The sequence below is a fragment of the Nitrosomonas mobilis genome (genome assembly GCF_900103035.1).
GTDB classification, from domain to species: domain Bacteria; phylum Pseudomonadota; class Gammaproteobacteria; order Burkholderiales; family Nitrosomonadaceae; genus Nitrosomonas; species Nitrosomonas mobilis.
The window spans coordinates 39550-54751 of record NZ_FMWO01000057.1 but is presented as its reverse complement, the minus strand read 5'-3'; the positions used below and the strand labels follow the sequence as shown (position 1 = coordinate 54751).

General features: G+C 52.6%; 21 protein-coding genes and 1 pseudogene. 11 read left to right on the top strand and 11 right to left on the bottom strand.

The window, feature by feature from the left end; genetic code table 11:
* The first annotated feature begins 19 nt into the window (after positions 1-19).
* Positions 20-136 carry a transposase gene (locus NSMM_RS15710; RefSeq protein ID WP_176753932.1) on the top strand — a complete coding sequence of 39 codons (117 nt, stop codon included), beginning with the start codon at positions 20-22 and terminating at the stop codon, positions 134-136.
* Positions 137-166: 30 nt separating this feature from the next.
* Here NSMM_RS15710 and NSMM_RS09890 read toward each other — a convergent pair whose 3' ends face one another.
* The 5 genes from NSMM_RS09890 to NSMM_RS09870 form a co-directional block, all read right to left on the bottom strand.
* Positions 167-361 (bottom strand): hypothetical protein, encoded by a 195-nt coding sequence (locus NSMM_RS09890; RefSeq protein ID WP_090287045.1) that lies wholly within the window; start codon positions 359-361, stop codon positions 167-169.
* 236 nt (positions 362-597) lie between these two features.
* Positions 598-2088: a glucose-6-phosphate dehydrogenase gene (gene zwf, locus NSMM_RS09885; RefSeq protein ID WP_245654761.1), complete on the bottom strand. Its 1491-nt coding sequence runs from the start codon at positions 2086-2088 to the stop codon at positions 598-600.
* Positions 2089-2091: 3 nt separating this feature from the next.
* Complete coding sequence (gene gnd / locus NSMM_RS09880; protein ID WP_090287044.1) at positions 2092-3000, bottom strand: phosphogluconate dehydrogenase (NAD(+)-dependent, decarboxylating); 909 nt, start codon at positions 2998-3000, stop codon at positions 2092-2094.
* 75 nt (positions 3001-3075) lie between these two features.
* Positions 3076-4158, bottom strand: coding sequence for an ADP-ribosylglycohydrolase family protein (locus tag NSMM_RS09875; protein ID WP_090287042.1), 1083 nt, complete (start codon positions 4156-4158; stop codon positions 3076-3078).
* Between the two features lie 117 nt (positions 4159-4275).
* On the bottom strand, positions 4276-4560 hold the full coding sequence (locus NSMM_RS09870) for a DUF167 domain-containing protein (protein ID WP_090287040.1): 285 nt from the start codon (positions 4558-4560) through the stop codon (positions 4276-4278).
* Positions 4561-4619: 59 nt separating this feature from the next.
* Here NSMM_RS09870 and NSMM_RS09865 point away from each other — a divergent pair, with 59 nt between their 5' ends.
* From NSMM_RS09865 to NSMM_RS09850, 4 genes and pseudogenes are all read left to right on the top strand, one after another.
* Positions 4620-4901, top strand: a complete 282-nt coding sequence (locus NSMM_RS09865; RefSeq protein ID WP_143001918.1) for a site-specific integrase — start codon at positions 4620-4622, stop codon at positions 4899-4901.
* 40 nt (positions 4902-4941) lie between these two features.
* Positions 4942-5166 (top strand): annotated as a pseudogene (locus NSMM_RS09860) (transposase); the annotation flags it as partial.
* A gap of 121 nt (positions 5167-5287) precedes the next feature.
* Complete coding sequence (locus NSMM_RS09855; protein WP_090287034.1) at positions 5288-5914, top strand: hypothetical protein; 627 nt, start codon at positions 5288-5290, stop codon at positions 5912-5914.
* Positions 5915-6130: 216 nt separating this feature from the next.
* A complete protein-coding gene (locus NSMM_RS09850; RefSeq protein ID WP_090287033.1) occupies positions 6131-6583 on the top strand; it encodes a glutathione binding-like protein in 453 nt (150 codons plus the stop codon).
* 21 nt (positions 6584-6604) lie between these two features.
* On the opposite strand, the gene NSMM_RS09845 is transcribed toward NSMM_RS09850, so the two are convergent.
* On the bottom strand, positions 6605-7750 hold the full coding sequence (locus tag NSMM_RS09845; protein WP_090287032.1) for a cation diffusion facilitator family transporter: 1146 nt from the start codon (positions 7748-7750) through the stop codon (positions 6605-6607).
* Between the two features lie 35 nt (positions 7751-7785).
* Complete coding sequence (locus NSMM_RS09840) at positions 7786-8787, bottom strand: LLM class flavin-dependent oxidoreductase (protein WP_090287030.1); 1002 nt, start codon at positions 8785-8787, stop codon at positions 7786-7788.
* A 183-nt stretch (positions 8788-8970) separates the two neighbouring features.
* On the opposite strand from NSMM_RS09840, the gene NSMM_RS09835 reads away from it, so the two are divergent.
* A complete protein-coding gene (locus tag NSMM_RS09835) occupies positions 8971-9273 on the top strand; it encodes a monooxygenase (protein ID WP_090287028.1) in 303 nt (100 codons plus the stop codon).
* A gap of 179 nt (positions 9274-9452) precedes the next feature.
* On the opposite strand, the gene NSMM_RS09830 is transcribed toward NSMM_RS09835, so the two are convergent.
* Positions 9453-10298, bottom strand: a complete 846-nt coding sequence (locus NSMM_RS09830) for a pirin family protein (protein WP_090287026.1) — start codon at positions 10296-10298, stop codon at positions 9453-9455.
* 34 nt (positions 10299-10332) lie between these two features.
* Positions 10333-10587, bottom strand: coding sequence for a glutathione S-transferase family protein (locus NSMM_RS09825; protein WP_176753931.1), 255 nt, complete (start codon positions 10585-10587; stop codon positions 10333-10335).
* Between the two features lie 452 nt (positions 10588-11039).
* Here NSMM_RS09825 and NSMM_RS17120 point away from each other — a divergent pair, with 452 nt between their 5' ends.
* The gene (locus NSMM_RS17120) at positions 11040-11741 is read left to right on the top strand and encodes a transposase (protein ID WP_425412372.1); all 702 of its coding nucleotides are present in this window, start codon (positions 11040-11042) and stop codon (positions 11739-11741) included.
* Here the strand turns inward: NSMM_RS17120 and NSMM_RS17115 are convergent.
* The gene (locus NSMM_RS17115) at positions 11683-11850 is read right to left on the bottom strand and encodes a hypothetical protein (RefSeq protein WP_176753930.1); all 168 of its coding nucleotides are present in this window, start codon (positions 11848-11850) and stop codon (positions 11683-11685) included. The genes NSMM_RS17120 and NSMM_RS17115 overlap by 59 nt on opposite strands.
* 21 nt (positions 11851-11871) lie before the next feature.
* Positions 11872-12222 carry a hypothetical protein gene (locus NSMM_RS09805; protein ID WP_090287021.1) on the bottom strand — a complete coding sequence of 117 codons (351 nt, stop codon included), beginning with the start codon at positions 12220-12222 and terminating at the stop codon, positions 11872-11874.
* On the opposite strand from NSMM_RS09805, the gene NSMM_RS09800 reads away from it, so the two are divergent.
* Genes NSMM_RS09800 through NSMM_RS09785 form a run of 4 tightly spaced genes read left to right on the top strand, consistent with a single transcriptional unit; the run spans position 12214 to position 15147 of the window.
* Entirely contained in the window at positions 12214-12588 is a 375-nt protein-coding gene (locus NSMM_RS09800; protein ID WP_090287019.1) for a ParA family protein, read from the top strand. The two genes, NSMM_RS09805 and NSMM_RS09800, sit on opposite strands and share 9 nt — an antisense overlap.
* Positions 12585-13601 (top strand): diacylglycerol/lipid kinase family protein, encoded by a 1017-nt coding sequence (locus tag NSMM_RS09795; protein ID WP_090287017.1) that lies wholly within the window; start codon positions 12585-12587, stop codon positions 13599-13601. Before NSMM_RS09800 ends, NSMM_RS09795 begins: the two co-directional genes overlap by 4 nt.
* Positions 13598-14452, top strand: a complete 855-nt coding sequence (locus NSMM_RS09790) for a metallophosphoesterase family protein (protein WP_090287016.1) — start codon at positions 13598-13600, stop codon at positions 14450-14452. The genes NSMM_RS09795 and NSMM_RS09790 overlap by 4 nt, the downstream gene beginning before the upstream one ends.
* 5 nt (positions 14453-14457) lie before the next feature.
* Complete coding sequence (locus NSMM_RS09785; RefSeq protein ID WP_090287013.1) at positions 14458-15147, top strand: phosphatase PAP2 family protein; 690 nt, start codon at positions 14458-14460, stop codon at positions 15145-15147.
* The last annotated feature ends 55 nt before the right edge of the window (positions 15148-15202 follow it).

Here is a 15202-nt window from a genome sequence, read left to right as displayed (position 1 = left end):
TCTGAACAAGCAGGCTGGATTGAAACGATCCAAAGCACAGACTGGTGCGATTACACTTATTCACCGTTTCGGTTCGGCTGCTAATCTCAATATTCATCTGCATTGTCTCGTGCTTGACGGCGTTTACCGTGTCTAGAATGGTGCGACGGAATTCCACGGCGCACGGTCACCGCCGGCTGAGCAGTAGCAAAGCCTGCTCAGCCGGATCATCCAGCGCATCATGGAAGCATTGACCCGCCACGCCGCGTTTATAGAGGGGGAGGGGATGACCTGCCTGGCCGAGATGGGAACGGATACAGCGTTGGCGCCACTGTAATCGGCGGTTGGCCGCGTTAGTTCCCAGGCCAAGGCTCAACCTCATTCGTTTCCATAGCGTGCTCGCTCCTATCAGTTTTCTTCATCACTGGAGCTGACCTTTGCTCTTGAGTATCTTTCACGCAAATATCGGAAAAGAGCCTCAAACCAACACTTTTTGCTGCTTATTAAAAATAAATTTAAGAATTTCGGGTGACTTCCCGGTCAGATTGACGACCAAATCGTTTCCCGGTACATTCATTCGGTTCCTATGAAGAAGGGCGCTTGTTTTTCCTATACCCGTTAAAGCTCATTACGCCAAACCTGATCATCACTGTCAAACAATCGGTTGGCTTCAGCCGGCCCCCAGCTGCCGGCAGGATAAGTCGGAATATATTCACGCTCGACTGTCCAGAATTTCAGGATCGGATCAATGACTCGCCATGCCCATTCGGCCTCATCAAAGCGAATAAACAATGAACGGTCGCCTTCAATTACATCCAGCAGCAAGGTTTCATAGGCACCAAGCGTTTGCTCATCCGTCCTGAGGAAACTTGCATTCATTTGTATTACGCGGGTATTCATATCCAAACCTGGTTGTTTAACGTGAATTTCCATATGCATGGATTCCTCCGGTTGAATCGACAACAATACCCAGTTAGGATCGATTGATTCCAGTGGTGTTTCGCGAAAAAGTTGCTGCGGAGGGTGTTTGAAACGAATCGCAATCATTGAATGCCGCCTGGGCATACGTTTTCCTGTTCGCAGATAAAATGGAACACCGCGCCAACGCCAATTATCAATATAGAATTTGGCTGCAGCAAAAGTTTCAGTAATTGAATCCGGCTCAACGTTTTCTTCCTGTTGATAACTCACCACTGGCTGTCTGTCAATATTGCCATGTGTATATTGTGCGCGTACTGCATGTGCATGCACCGCGCGTTTAGCAATCGGGCGAATCGAACGCAACACCTTGACCTTTTCATCACGCAACGCATCTGCTTCCAGGGCAGGCGGAGGCTCCATTGCTACCACAGTTAACAGTTGCATGAGATGATTCTGCAACATATCACGTAATGCTCCTGCGCGATCATAATAGCCTGCGCGTTTTTCAATACCAATTGACTCCGCAACCGTAATTTGCACATGGTCGATAAAATTGCGATTCCACAATGGCTCGATTATTGTATTGGCAAACCGGAAAACCAGCAGATTTTGTACTGTTTCCTTACCCAGAAAGTGATCAATACGATAAATCTGTTCTTCATCAAAATACTGGTGTAATACGCGGTTCAGCACTTGTGCCGATTCCAGATCTTCCCCAAATGGTTTTTCGATGACCACTCGATTCATACCGCGTGGCTCATTCAAACCAGCAACTTTGAGATTTTTAATTGCCGTTACAAAATCAGCTGGACGGATTGCCAGATAAAACACTGTGCGAGAACAGGCTGATCCAGGTGCTATGTCCGCAGCAAGTGCGTGATAGGAATCTACGTCTTTAAGATCCCCTCGCAAGTAACGAAAGCGCGCCAGAAAACGTTCCAGTAACGCTTGGCAAGACGGCTGATCAAGTTTGTTTTTCAGTATCGAACGTACATATTCAAGCCAATCGTCCGTTGTCCATTCCCGCCGTGAAAAAGCAATGATGGAAAGGTTATCAGCCAAGCGACCGGCATGCTCCAGATCAAACAAGGCTGGTAACAATTTATGTGCCGCAAGATCCCCTGTTGCTCCAAAAATAACAAACGAGCAAGGTAAATTTTGGGATTGATCCATTTTTGCACCATCCATCATTTAATCCTTTTTAACAGCATGACCACCAAAGCCATGACGCATTTTCGCTAGCATTTTAGCGGCATAATCATTTTTTCCCTGTGAGGCAAAACGCATCATCAGTGCAAGCGTGATCACGGGCACAGGAATTCCTTGCTCCAGGGAAGCAAGTGCCGTCCAACGCCCTTCACCGGAATCCGCCACGAAAGGAGCAATATCATCAAGAGCCTGGTCTTCCACCAGGAAGTCCGCAGACAAATCAAGTAGCCATGAACGCACCACACTGCCATGTCGCCACAATTCGGCGATTGCAGCAAGGTCAAGATCAAATCCAGGTTTATCTTTCATCAGAGCAAACCCTTCGGCCAAGGACTGCATCATGCCGTATTCGATTCCGTTATGTACCATCTTCACGTAATGCCCCGATCCAACCGGCCCGGTATGTAGCCAGCCGGTCATCGGGGTTGGCGCCAATGCTTCCATATAGGGTTTCAGGCGTGCCGCGGCAGCATTTGATCCACCAAACATGATGCAATAGCCGTTTTCCAGCCCCCATACCCCCCCGGAAACTCCGGCATCGGCAAATTCGACACTCTGTTCTGCGCAGCGTGCCGCACGAAGCGCATCGTCCTGATAATGCGCATTGGCACCATCCACGATCAGATCACCCGGCGACAATAACGGCAATAATGTAGAAAGTGCTGTTTCAGTTACTTCACCCGCAGGCAGCATCAGCCAGATGATGCGGGGTTTTTCAAGTGAAGCAACCAGGTCAGCATAGCTTTTGCACGCCATGTGTCCCGTGTCTCTGGCCAATGCTTCGGTTACATTAAAGCTGCGATTCATTATTGCGATTTTTTTATTTTTCTGGGCGAGACGGCGTGCCATGTTGCCACCCATTCGCCCTAAACCCACTATACCGAATTCCATGTTTTTCTCCTTTGAGCAGATACAATCACAATCAGGAATACTGGTTTATCAGATACGGAATCAAGAACGCCAGTCTCAGGTTGAATCCGCCATGGCTGCAAGTTCCATTGCTAATTTACCAAGTGTTGCTGAATCGTCGAGTCCATCCAGAAAACGTTGCGGGATACCGGACAAGCCGGTCTGCGCGCCTACGAGTGCCCCGGTCAACATGGCTCGCGACAAATTTTGCCCACCACCATTAATTGCATGTAAAACAGCCGATTCAAAATCATCATGAAACCGGGCAGCCAGATAATAAGCAGCAGGTAGTAAGTGATAAATTGCGCACGGCATGCCGTACACAATGGATACCTTCCAGGCTGGCTCAATCCGAATATCAGGATCCACTGCCGCCGCAGCCATATAAGAAGGAGTAAGCAATGCATCTGGAGAAGCAAAACGCCCGGCACGTGGTGGATCTGGATCACCAGGGCGTGGCGGTTGCAGATTGTTACCCGTCACGGCGTGAAATGGCAACGCACCACTCTTCACGAGATTCATGAGCTTTCCAGATAAGCTGGTATCCAGCGCATGCCCCTGAATCAACAGTCCCAACACAGCACCGTAAGCTACAGTCATCGCTGCCACCATCTCATCAGACTGGGTCAGTGTCGTATTGTCTGCGATGGCTGCTGCGAGTTTGTCTGGCCGGAACGCATAACGAACAGCAATGGCCAGCGTACGTTCTGCTGCCTCGGTGGTATCGGCATGACCGCCGGTCTGCCCCCAATGCAGCTTCTGCTGTACGCGTCGCCGCCAGGCTTCACGGATTGACTGGCTGGTGTAACCACCCGGGCCATTGACGGGTGTACCGTCAAGCAATGGAAAAAATGTTTCATCCATACGACGGCAGAAGTCCTCTGCCTCGTAACCACCCCGCTCGACCAACGACTGAACCATTAGCTTCAGGATGAAACCCGCCTGCGATAGCTGTCCCGCTTTTAATCCGGCATGGTAGCGATTTGGTTTGGGGTCAGCATAGTCGGCAATCCAGTCACCATAATCACGTCGCAGCTCGGAGAGATCATAGTACCAATGCGGCCCCAGCCCCAATGCATCCCCGATGAACGCACCCATAATGGCTCCGGCGGCACGATCCTGTATATTTTTGTCTGACATAAAACCTCCTCTTTCATATCCTGAAGAAATAAACTCTGCAAGCTCGAAATTCAGGCCGGCCTCACTTGAAAACACTATGTTACGCCCGACAAAACAAACATTGGGTACAACTGCAGATTATTCGGCTCTTATTTCGTTGAACAATACTTCGGGGTCATTAACCGACTGGTAGATCTCGACGACTTTATGCCGGGATTGCGCACCCCGTTTCAGGGTGACGCGCTTCAGGGGGACATTGAAGCGTTTTGCCGAAAATTCTGCTAAAGCGCGATTAGCTTTGCCATCCACCGGGGGAGCCGCCAGTTTTATTTTCAGCTCCTCGCCATGCACACCGATTGCTTCAGTCTGCCCTGCATCCGGCTGGACATAGAATCGGGTGTTCTTTTTTACTCCGTACAGCATGGGCTTGCGCCTTGGGGAAGGATTGCAGCCGCAGGTGGGCGATCTCGATGCACAAGCGGTTGCGGGTACATGTTCGCGATGCCAACGGCAACCGGGATCGGCTGGTGCCGCTGCCCACCCACACGCCGGAAGTGTTGCGCGAGTTCTGGAAAGAACACCACAACCCGGTGCTGTTGTTTCCCAGTCGCCCAAAAGGCCTCGCAGGCGCAGCCAGCGCCATGACGCACATGGATCGTGGTGGAGTGCAACGAGCGTTGCACCATGAATCAGCGCAAGGAACGGGAGCACCTGTGTCGTTACATCACGTGACCGGCAATTTGCCAATGAGCGTCTGGCGCTAAATGATGCTGGACAGTTGGTGTTGACACTAAAAAATCCTTATCGGGATGCACCACGAATATCGTCATGTCGCCGCTGGAGTTCATGCAGCGACTGGCCGCGTTAGTTCCCAAGCCAAGGCTCAACCTCATTCCTTTCCATGGCGTGTTTGCTCCTATCAGTTTTCTTCATCACTGGGCTGTCCTTTGTCCTTGGACGTCTTTCACGCAAATAACGACAAAGAGCTTCAAATCAACATTTTTTGCTGCTGATCAAAAACAAATTTAAGGATTTCGGGTGACTTCCCGGTCAGGTTGACGACCAAACCGTTTCCCGGTACATTTGGTTCCTATGAAGAAGAGCGTTTATTTTTCCTATACCCCCTTTACGAAATCGGAGAGTCCGTGTGATGAACCGACTTTATCTTCGATCACTTGTTAGTTTTCTGCTTAACTACCTGTTTGTTTTTAACGCACAGGCAGTACCAATACTATCAAGCCAAATCAACACACCGGGATACTTTTTCTACAGTGCAGAAGGCAATTCAATAACATCAGCCAGTCGACCGCTGGAGGTCAGCACTTCGTCACTTGGGTTGCCTTGGGGCGTCGATTTCATAATCATTGAGACGCCAGGTTTTAGTGGGGGTGACGAGCTGACCATCGTATTTGGCGCAAAACATCAGATAAAACTACACAGTGTCGATGGTAGCGACGGCGGCGGTCTTTTCGATGGCGACCTATTCGTTATGGGCGAGGACCACAAGGACCAAAACAACGTCGATTTTTCCATGACCGGTCGACTTAGCCATGGCGGCCACTATGATGAGTTTGACGTCACTGCTACTATCAGTAGGTTCAGTGTGCTAGGCGATATCAGCAGTAACCCACCGGATCAGATCGCGTATCGTTTTAACTTCCAAGGAGTCCATCTACCAGAGCCTTCACCGTTGGTATTGTTCGCTCTACCCGTAGCGGGCATGTTGCTTCAATTTAAAAAACGAAGCCTGCTCAATTCGGCAACGACTGACTCGTAATCGTTCGAGTCGGTATAACCCAGCATAGAATGCCGCTTTCGACCATTATAAAACGTCACAATGTAACCCAGAATGTCCTGTTGCACCTTACGTGCCTGGGAGGCAGAAACGACAAGCAACTCGCCGAGCTTTGTACGCACGGCCTCTCCCCCTCGCACAGCTTCACGATGGGCACTTAATTCGGTTGGTATTAATAAACCGTAACCGTCCGGCGCTATGGAACGTTATCACTTGATGGGATGGCTAAATTTCATCGCAACCGAGATCCGCAAAACACTGGAGATACTGTTTAATCCGGCCATTTCACCGGGCTGGAAGAATGCCCAGCTTGCCACCTTTGGCAAGCGCTGTGAGATTTTCGCCACGCGACTTGCTGGCAAACACTATTTGCTCGCCGACCGCTTCACTATTGCAGATGCGTATCTGTTTACGCTGCTGGGCTGGACCGGTTTTCTCCAGGTCAATATCAGCAAATGGCCGGCGCTCACTGATTATATGGGCCGAGTTGTCGAACGCCCGACGGTCATCGAAGCTATACGTAAGGAAGAACTGATCAAGTGGTTCGAGCGCAGGCAACGACAAACACGGCTAGCAGTTAACAAAACGTTAGCTGCTATTTATTCACCCAGTTCAAGCGCAATAAGCGGTTTGATAATGCTTTATTTATAATCCGCTGAAAAAAATGATCGCCTAACACTGCCTGTATACCCTCACATCACCAATGTAGTTAAGCGTCCTGACCTGCTCCTGCAAGCGCTGGCTTAATTGCTCAACCCTGGCATTGTCAGTATCGGCAACACGCACCAGATCCACATGCACTTTGCCGTCCAAATAGTGCAAAGTTGCCTCGCTCAACTCGAATAAATCAATATCTTGAGCCCATACGTTGCGCAAGTCCCTCAACACTTCCCGTCGCAACGGCAAGTCGGCGCACGAAACCGCCACGGAGTCATCCTCAGGGTCAATATGCACTAGGGCGTTAGTAATATTCTCATGCGAATCGATCAGTTTTAAGCGGACATACTCGGCAATCTTGTGACCTTCCGAAACACTTAATCGATCGTTCACTACAATATGCACATCAATCAAATAAGCACCACCCATACGCCGGCTGCGCAGCATGTGCACACCTCGCACACAGTCAATCGTCTTGATGATGCGCTCGAGTGCGGCGGCCGTTTTCGGCTCCATACCGGTATCCACCAGCTCTTGAATCGAGCTCCAGGCTTGCTCCCAGCCAATTTTGGCAATCAATATTGCCACCCCCAGGGCAGCAAAGGCATCCAGGTAAGGGAAGCCCATCAAGCTGCCTGTCACACCGACGAGCACCACAATCGAGGAGATTGCATCGGAGCGGTGATGCCACGCATTGGCTGTTAACAGGCTTGAATTACACTGGCGTGCGATCCGTAAGGTGTAGTGAAAGAGTCCCTCGTTGGCCAGAATCGACAATGCGGCAATCAATAATACAATGGGCGTGGGATGCATCAGGGTTTCCGGGTTGAGCAGGCGTTGCGCTGAATCAAGCACGATTCCAACCGCCGTAGCGATTAACACCACACCGAGCCCAACGGTGAAGGCGGTTTCAATCCGGGCATGCCCGTAAGGGTGCTCCTTGTCAGCGGGCCGGTTGCTGTACTTGGCCGCAAACCACACCATCAGGTCAGTGATTAAGTCCGCCAGGGAATGCACACCGTCGGCGATCAAGGCGTGCGACTGCCCGATAATGCCAAACACCACTTTGATGATGGTTAAGCCCAAATTAACAATAGCACCGACCATGCTCGTAGTGCGCATCGCTTTATCGCGCACTTGGGCCGCCTGCTTTCTATCCATTAAAAGCGCTCCAATTTATACCAGGGATCATTAATCTACGCTTGCAAGCCGGCAAGGATATCAAATGAACGCAAACGATCTTTGTGCTCATACAAATCGCAGGTAAAAATTAATTCGTCCGCCTGGGTATGCTGCAACAATATCTGTATTTTCTGCTCAATCGTTGCGGCGCTACCTATCATGCCCATACTTAAAAATTCATTCACCGCCTGCTCTTCATGCGGCTGCCAGAGGCCTTGCATACTCTCAACGGGTGGGCGCATCAGCATGTTTTGGCCACGAATCAAGGCCAGGATACGCTGGAAGGTAGTGGTCGCTAAAAATTCTGCCTGCGCATCGGTATCGGCTGCGACCAAAGGGACTCCAAGCATCACATAGGGCTTATCCAGCACCGCTGATGGTTTAAAGTGACGGCGATACTGCTCGATGGCCGGTATCATCATGCGCGGGGCAAAATGCGAAGCGAAGGCGTAAGGCAACCCTTTTTCTGCGGCTAATTGTGCACTGAACAGACTGGACCCTAACAACCAGATTGGCACGTTACTGTCCACACCTGGCATCGCAATGACTTGCTGTCCAGCGCCGCGTGGCCCTAAATACTTTTGTAGTTCAGCTACATCTTCAGGAAAGTCATCGGAGCTACCACTGCGATGCTTGCGTAAAGCCCGCGCGGTTATCGGATCAGTACCCGGTGCTCGGCCAAGACCCAAATCAATTCGCCCGGGATACATAGCCTCCAGGGTGCCAAACTGCTCAGCAATGACTAAAGGGGCATGATTGGGCAGCATCACCCCTCCGGCGCCTACTCGAATACGTTGCGTACCTGCCGCGAGATAAGCAATCAACACCGCCGTTGCCGAGCTGACAATAGCATCCATATTATGGTGCTCTGCCACCCAAAAGCGGGTGAACCCCAAACGTTCAACATGTTGAATTAAGGCCAGCGAGCGCTGTAGTGCTGGCGCAGGGCCCTGGTCTGTGTCTCTACGCGAGGCTAAATCCAATACAGAAAAAGCCACTTTTTGTTGATCACTCATACTGCTACTTCTCTTACCTGCGTTAATTGAATGCTACTCCAGCAGCATCATATAAACACCCCAGGAGTGCTACCATAGCAGCTCAAAGACACACTCGTTCAGAGCAAGTCATCAGGACAGGCACTCCATCATTAAGTCACTGCCATGTTACCCGTTATTTTTGAATAGATACGGAATTGCCTTATGAGCTACCTATTACAAGTTGATTTTCCCTATTCAGGCCCCTGGGGACAAGCCATGACCGACGTCATGGAGGATCTCGCACGCTCGATTGCCGAACAGCCGGGGTTACTCTGGAAGATATGGACGGAAAACGAGGCGGCTGGCGAAGCCGGTGGCATCTATCTTTTCGAGGACATCGCCAGTGCCGAAGCCTATCTGGCAATGCACACGGCGCGGCTCAAAGGCTTTGGAATTGCCCATGTAAATGGAAAGATCTTTGCTGTGAACAAAGCGTTGTCACAGCTGGATCGTGGGCCCGTTTGAAACAGCACGACTCTCAACAGCGACAAGGCCACAGCCTCGAAGCCGGGTGGGCGCTGCAGATTCCAGCCACCACCCGACATCCGCGCCACCACGATACCGGTACAAAACCCGCCACGCCACGTTAATCGAAGGGAGCCTGTTCAAATACCTGCTGTTCCATGCTCAAGGCGTGTGGCCGACTAACCGGACGCAGGCGCCACCAGTTTCCCCTGTTGAAAATCGCGAATGGCCTGCTCAATTTCCTCGGGCTGGTTCATCACAAAAGGACCATGCTGGGCAATCGGTTCACGCAAGGCCTTGCCCGATAACACCAGCGCTTCAAATCCCTGCGCTCCCGCGCGCAGTGTCAACTGATCACCTTTGCCGTAAACGCCGAGCCCACTGGTATCGATCTCGCTGTTGACACCGGCATAAACAAACACCAATACCTGCTCGTATTCAGCGATTTCCAGAACTATGTCCGCACCGGGCGCCACCGACAAATCCGCCAGTAATGGCCGGGTGGCCATGGCAGGTAAACCGCCACTGATGCGGGTGCCGTCGATGCCAATCTCACCGGCGATTACCCGCAGCTCACTGCCATGCGCATCCTTATAGCTGGCAATCTCGGTACTGGGAATATCGCGATAAGCCGCCGGTTTCATTTTTTCCGCCGCGGGCAGATTCAACCACAGCTGAAAACCGTGCATCAGGCCCTCCTTTTGCTCGGGCATCTCCGAGTGCAAAACACCTCGCCCCGCCGTCATCCACTGCACATCACCGGGGCCGATCACCCCTTCGTTGCCCATGTGGTCGCGATGGCGCATGCGACCGGCTTTCATATACGTTATGGTTTCAAAACCACGGTGTGGGTGCTCCGGAAAGCCTCCCAAGTAATCAGCCGCCAAATCCGCGTGGATCTCGTCGATCATCAAAAATGGATCCAGTACCCGGTTCATTTGCGCGCCGGCAATGCGATTGATCTTGACCCCATCGCCATCGCGCGATGGCCGCGCCCGATACACCTGCGTTAATACCCTATTCATGTAGAACCTCCAAAATTGGGGACTCGATATACGCTCATTCTAACCGGCCCCGGTTATGCGGCAACGTAAAATCCTGATCCGGCCCCAGCGGCACCTCCTGCATCGGGTTGATAGTGATGTAGCTGCCGTAGTCATGTTGTTTGATATGCTCAAAGTTTACCGTTTGCGCAATCCCTGACACTTGCAACAATTCGCCCAGGTCATTACTGATGGCCGGGAAATTGGCGATACGCTGGCGGTTGGTTTTAAAATTCCCGTATGTAAACCGTTTCAATAAGCTTGCACGCATTCATTTTTCAGTACCGCCAGGCGATTATCGCCTGCTACTTAAATAAATGCATCATCAGGCTCAATTTAGCACTGAGCACTTGCTTGCTACCAGGGCAGCTCTGAATACAGGCAAAAACGTGGACTCGCGATTAGTGCAGTGCGGCGAATAAAGCACCTATTCCTAGCTGCCCATCTTGCCCGCCACAGAGGAATAACTATCGATGCCTGGCACGCTTAATTTTTGATAATACCTTTTTGGTGAAAGAATACGTCGGAACTTTCTTTGCACAGGTTGAGACGGAAGCCGGTTCAGGGCCGCCTGATTTTGTTAAATATGAATTTGAGGCATTGCTTGAATGTGGCATTCCGGCCCTTGGGTTCTCACGCCTGCGTTGTACAAGCTGCGCCCACACAACATCTGGAACAGTCAGGCCAGGGGGCACTGTGCCAACACCCACAGCCTTAGCCTGCATGCGTTGCGCCATGAATCAGCGCAAGGAACTGGAACACCTGTGTTGTTACATCACGCGACCACCAGTTGTCAATGAGCGTCTGGCGCTAAATGATGCTGGGCAGGTGGTGTTGACACCAAAAACGCCTTATCGGGATGGCACCACGCATATCGTCATGCCGCCGCTGGAATTCATGCAGCGACTGGCCACGTTAGTTCCCAGGCCAAGGCTTGACCTATTCGTTTCCATGGCGTGCTCGCTCCTATCAGTTCTCTTCAACACTTTTTGCTGCGAATCAAAAATAAATTTAAGAATTTCGGGTGACTTCCCGGTCAGGTTGACGACCAAACCGTTTCTCGGTACATTGGGTTCTTATGAAAAAGGGCGTTTATTTTGCCTATACCCCTCCTGCACCCTGATGATCACTTTACTTTACAAGGGACGTAAACCTTATGGATTTACTGCGCATTCTCATTGCAATTTTGCTGCCACCGCTGGGCGTATTTTTGCAGGCTGGTATTGGCAAGCATTTTTGAATCAATATTGTGCTTACGCTGCTCGGTTATATCCCTGGTATTGTTCATGCCGTTTGGATCATCGCAAAAAAGTAAGTCCTGCCATTATTCCGGAGCTGATGATGGTGTTTCCATCAGCTCTAGTTTTTATAGTAACCGCCATTGAACTTCAGTCTGCGCGACCACATGTTCTTGCTCCAGCTTGAACAAGTGAGCAAGTAATGGGCTCTGTGCTAGTGGATGTATAGCGGGAGGCGCACCATCGTAAGTCGCTTTAGTAATTTCACCGCTGCTGGCAGGGCCAGCGACTTCCATGGCTTTGATGATTCTACGCTCTCATGAGAGGCGGTGAGTCACCAGATGATCAATCGCAATGTGTGAGTGGCGACCGTGGCCGGGCGTAAAATCAAGGTGCTCTGTGTGCAGCCCATTCAGCGAGTTCAGGCAGGCTTTCATATCGCCGTCTGGCGGGTTTATGACCGCCGTGGAGTCCTGATATGCCCAGCCAGATTTCTGATCGTCTGCGTGCGGTGAACGAGTAGTTGCAGGTCTACGCAGACCTGAACAGCGCCATTTGGTATGCTGCAATGTACAATCTCGTACCAAGATCAGATTCGAGCTGCGCATCAGGCAGGTGTCTGGCGCGACAGTCTCGAGTAAAAGAACCTGGAATTCCATATGCGTCATGTCATCTTCAATCAAAAAAGTGGAGTGGGAAAGTCCACGTTGACCTGCAACCTGGCTGCCGTCAGCGTCTGGCAGGGCCTGAAAATCCTGGTTGTCGACCTTGATCCACAAGACAACTCGACCCGTTATCTGCTGGGCGAAGCTGCTGATGAGCCGCTGGCCAATGTGACCGAATTGTTTGAGCAGACCTTGAAGTTTCTGGCCCGACCCAAACCGACCGCCGAATTCATTTACGAAACCCGGTTCGAGGGTTTGCACCTGATGCCGTCTTTGCCTGGCTTCGAAGAAATGCAGAGCAAGCTTGATCCGTGCCACAAGCTGACCCTGGAGCTGGTTGCGCTCCACGACGCCTTGCCGTGCAAATGAAGATGCCGCCGGCGCACGGGCCGGTATTCATTGTTCTGAATGCCGGCTCCGGTCGACAGGGTGAGCAGGCGCGTCAGGATTCGATCGTCAAGGCAATGGACAGCGCCAGCCGCTGCTACCAGTTGTTTTTGTTCGACCGGCGGCGACCGATCACGGCAGTTGCCAAAGAGGCGGTGCAGGCAGCGGTGTCGGTCAACGGTGTCGTTGTTGCGGCAGGAGGCGATGGAACAATTAACGCAGTCGCCCAAGAGGCAATCGGCAGCGGCTGTGCTTTCGGTGTATTGCCACAGGGCACGTTCAATTATTTTGGGCGCAGCCATGCCATCCCGGAGGATACCGACGCGGCTCTTGAACTGCTGCTCAGCGGGACACCGACCGCAGTCCAGGTTGGCTGCGTCAACAACAAGATCTTCCTCGTCAATGCCAGCCTGGGTCTTTATCCGGACTTGCTGGAAGATCGTGAAGCCTTTAAGAACCGCTTTGGTCGGAGTCGACTGATGGCGGTGTTTTCGGCCATCATCAGCCTGCTGGGTGAACATCGCCAGTTGTTGCTGAACGTCCATTGGAGCAATGCAGCGGGCCCGGCTGTTGGCGCAGGCGAAGGCGCTGAAAATGCCGGCGGGCTGCATCAATTGCGAACGCCTACGCTATTTGTCGGCAACAACCGCCTGCAGCTAGAGCAGATCGGCGTCGCCGAGGCGGGCGAGCTGGGGCACGGTCGATTGGTCGCGCTGGCTCCCCGTGCAATCGGAACGGCGGCCCTGTTTAGTTTGGCGTTGCAAGGTGCAATCGGTCAGCTCGGTGAAGCCGATTCGGTGCGCAGCCTGGCCTTCGAGCGGCTGAGTGTCGCGCCTGCCGGACGGTTTGGCCGGCGGCGCTTCAGAATCGCCACCGACGGCGAATTGGCATGGATGAGGCCGCCGTTCGAGTTCAAGGTGTTCGAGAAACCCTTGTGGCTGATCAAAAAAACCGAGGTTGCCAACGCTGTGGCCACTGCAGGCGGGCCATCATGACGGTGTTGTTGCAGATTTCAGATCCCCACTTTGGCACTGAACGACCGTCAGTGCTTGAAGCGCTGATCCGGCTGGCTCGGCAGAAAAGTCCAGACCTGTTAGTGTTGTCGGGTGACATCACGCAGCGTGCGACGCGGGCACAGTTCAGCGCCGCACGCCGCTTTGTCGACCGCCTTGCCGTGCCACGATTTGTTGCCATTCCCGGCAACCACGACATTTCGCTGTTCAATCCATTTGCCCGGCTGTTCTGGCCTTATGCAAACTACCTTCGTTGTTTCGGCCCCGAACTGGAAACCGAGATCGATCTGCCTGATCTGCTGTTGCTGGCACTGAATACGACGCGGCCTTGGCGGCACATCGACGGCGAGCTGTCGCTGCAGCAGATCGAGCAAGTCGCGCAGCGCCTGAACAAGGCTTCGCCACGGCAATTGCGCATAGTCGTCACCCACCAGCCGGTCGCGGTCAGCAGGGTGCAGGACAAACACAATCTGCTGCATCGCCACAATCAGGCGATCAATCGGTGGGCGGACGCCGGCGCTGATCTGATACTGGGCGGTCATATCCATCTGCCATTTGTGCAGGCTTTGCATGAAAGTCACAGCGGCTTGACCCGGCCGATGTGGGCGGTTCAGGCCGGCACGGCGCTCTCGACGCGAATTCGTCACAAAACCGAAAATTCGGTCAATCTGATCAAGACAATCACTGTCGACGGCGCCGTGCCGGCCTCGGAGCGCCACAACGGGCAGATTGAGCGCTGGGACTTTCAGCCCGATATTGGCGAGTTTGCCGCTGTTGGCCGACAAATGCTGCAGTTAGGCGATGTGTTGGCGTGTGTTGACGTATCTGATTGAGTCCTATGGAGCTGTTTGCGGATTCAAACGGTCGGCCACGGCGGCAATTGGGGATTCGCACCGTACTGGCATTGGCGCTGACTACAATGGTCGCAGGCGCGGCGACGCTGCTGCTGGCGTGGGCTTGGCGCAATTCGCCTGATGGTCTGCAGATCGACCGCTGGGCTGCTGCGCTGGTCGGGCAGGGCTGGTCCGCACCGTTTGCACATTTCATGCAGGCCGTGACTCACCTCGGCGATCCAGCAACATTGGCCGGGATCGGCGCGGCGGTTGCAGTGTTTCTGCTGTGGCGCCGGGAACCTGTCTTTTTGCTCGGTTGGCTGGGTGCGCTGGCCGGCAATGCCTGGTTGAATCTGACGCTGAAAGATATCTTCATGCGCCTTCGTCCAAGCAACGATATCGGCGTTTCTACAGCCTTGGGTTACAGTTTCCCCAGCGGTCATTCTTCCGGCGCGATGGTCATTTACGGCATGCTCGCCTATCTGGTCTGGTGCGTGGCAGCGCGGCGCTGGGCAGTGGCGATGCCAGTGTTGGCACTGATCACAATACTTGCAGTTGGTGCCAGTCGAGTCTATCTGCAGGCGCATTTCATCAGCGATGTATTGGCCGGCTACGCATCAGGCGCGGCTTGGCTGGCGCTGGTCGTCGCCGCTGTAGAAATCTGGCGCGCAACACAAAAAAGTCTTTCGCCTTGACCAAGAATTGCAATCAACGACGACAATCCGTGTCTAAAAACGGATTGCGACACGA